The sequence below is a fragment of the Microbacterium sp. Root322 genome (assembly GCF_001425645.1).
GTDB classification, from domain to species: Bacteria; Actinomycetota; Actinomycetes; order Actinomycetales; family Microbacteriaceae; genus Microbacterium; species Microbacterium maritypicum.
The window spans coordinates 1,163,185-1,165,545 of sequence record NZ_LMCS01000002.1; the positions used below are offsets into that span (position 1 = coordinate 1,163,185).

The following is a 2,361-nucleotide window of genomic DNA, read 5'->3' on the forward strand; positions in this document are numbered from 1 at the left end:
CCGTGAGAGTGACATTGCCGGTGTTGGTCACCACGAACGAATACGTGATCTCCTGACCCACCACATACGCATCAGCCGTATTCGGGCTCGCCGACTTCACCACCGTGATCCCCGGAGCCGGCACCACCGGGACCTCGATCGTCGATGGGGGTGAGACGGGGGGCTCGCCCGACGGCGGAGTACCCGTCGCCGTCGCTGTGTTCGACACGCCTCCGGAGTCCAGGTCGGCCTGCGTGACGACGTACGACGCCGTGCACGTGACATCGGCTCCCGGCGCGAGCGACGCCGCACCCGCCGGGCAGGTGACCACCGGAGCGGTCCCCGTCCCCGTGAAGGTCGTCTCATCCACACTCACGTCCGTCAACGTCACATTGCCGGTGTTCGTCACCAGGAACGAATACCCGATCGTCTGACCCGCCGAAGTGATCTCCGTCGTGTCAGCGCTCTTGACCACCGTGATCCCCGGAGCCGGCACCACCGGGACCTCGGTCGTCGATGGGGGTGAGACGGGGGGCTCGCCCGAAGGCGGAGTACCCGTCGCCGTCGCCGTGTTCGACACGCCTCCGGAATCCAAGTCGGCCTGCGTGACGACGTACGACGCCGTGCACGTGACATCGGCTCCCGGCGCGAGCGAGGCCGCACCCGCCGGGCAGGTGACCACCGGAGCGGTCCCGGTCCCGGTGAAGGCCGTCTCATCCACACTCACGTCCGTGAGGGTGACATTGCCGGTGTTCGTGACCAGGAAGGAATACCCGATCGTCTGACCCGCCGAACTGATCTCCGTCGTGTCCGCCGACTTGACCACCGTCAACGCCGGAGCCGGCTCCGCCGGGACTTCGATCGTCGATGGGGGTGAGACGGGGGGCTCGCCCGACGGCGGGGTACCCGTCGCCGTCGCCGTGTTCGACACGCCTCCGGAATCGAGATCCGCCTGCGTCACCACATACGACGCCGTGCACGTGACATCGGCTCCCGGCGCGAGCGACGCCGCACCCGCCGGGCAGGTGACCACCGGAGCGGTCCCCGTCCCGGTGAAGGCCGTCTCCGCCACCGACACATCCGTCAGCGTCACATTGCCGGTGTTCGACACCAGGAACGAATACGCAATCGTCTGACCCGCCGAAGTGATCTCCGTCGTGTCAGCACTCTTGACCACCGTCAACGCCGGGGCCCGCTCCGCCGGGACTTCGGTGGTGGATGGGGGTGAGACGGGGGGCTCGCCCGACGGCGGGGTACCCGTCGCGGTGGCCGTGTTCGACACGCCTCCGGAATCGACATCCGCCTGCGTCACCACATACGACGCCGTGCACGTCACGTCGGCTCCCGGAGCCAGCGACGCCGCACCCGCCGGGCACGTCACCACCGGAGCGGTCCCCGTCCCGGTGAAGGCCGTCTCATCCACACTCACGTCGGTGAGGGTGACATTGCCGGTGTTCGTGACCAGGAAGGAATACTCGATCGTCTGACCCGCCGCCGACAACTCGTCCAGATCAGCAGACTTCACCACCGTCAATCCCGGAGCCGGGTCCGCCGGGATCTCCAGAGTGGACGGGGGCGACACCGGCGGTTCGCCGGAAGGCGGAGTGCCCGTCGCCGTGGCCGTGTTCGACACGCCTCCGGAGTCCAGGTCGGCCTGCGTGACGACGTACGACGCCGTGCACGTGACCGCAGCCCCCGGCAACATAGTCGCGGCTCCCGCCGGACACGTGACCACGGGAGCGGTGCCCGTCCCCGTGAACGCCGTCTCATCGACGCTCACGTCGGTGAGGGTGACGTTGCCCGTGTTGGTGACCAGGAAGGAATACTCGACCGTCTGACCCGCCGTCGTGAGCTCGTCCACATCCGCCGACTTCACAACGGTCAACGCCGGGGCCGGGTCCACCGGCACCTCGGTCGTCGATGGGGGTGAGACGGGGGGCTCGCCCGTCGGCGGAGTACCGGTCGCGGTGGCCGTGTTCGACACGCTCCCGGAATCGACATCCGCCTGNCCGCCGACTTCACCACCGTGATCCCCGGAGCCGGCACCACCGGGACCTCGGTCGTCGATGGGGGTGAGACGGGGGGCTCGCCCGTCGGCGGAGTACCGGTCGCGGTGGCCGTGTTCGACACGCTCCCGGAATCGACATCCGCCTGCGTCAGCACATACGACGCCGTGCACACCACCTGAAGACCCGGCGCGAGCGAGGCCGCACCCGCCGGACACGTGATCGCCGACAACGACCCCGAACCGGTGAACACACCCTCATCCACCGTCACATCGGTGAGAGTGACATTGCCGGTGTTGGTCACCACGAACGAATACGTGATCTCCTGACCCACCACATACGCATCAGCCGTATTCGGGCTCGCCGACTTCACCAT

Annotated in this window: 1 protein-coding gene and 1 pseudogene; both read right to left on the reverse strand. The window is 68.1% G+C overall.

Annotated elements, in window-relative coordinates; translation table 11 throughout:
- The coding region (locus ASC55_RS17575) for a DUF7507 domain-containing protein (RefSeq protein ID WP_442922351.1) at positions 1-1,840 on the reverse strand (1,840 nt) is incomplete at its 3' end.
- 148 nt (positions 1,841-1,988) lie between these two features.
- Positions 1,989-2,361, reverse strand: a pseudogene (locus tag ASC55_RS17850) (DUF7507 domain-containing protein); the annotation flags it as partial.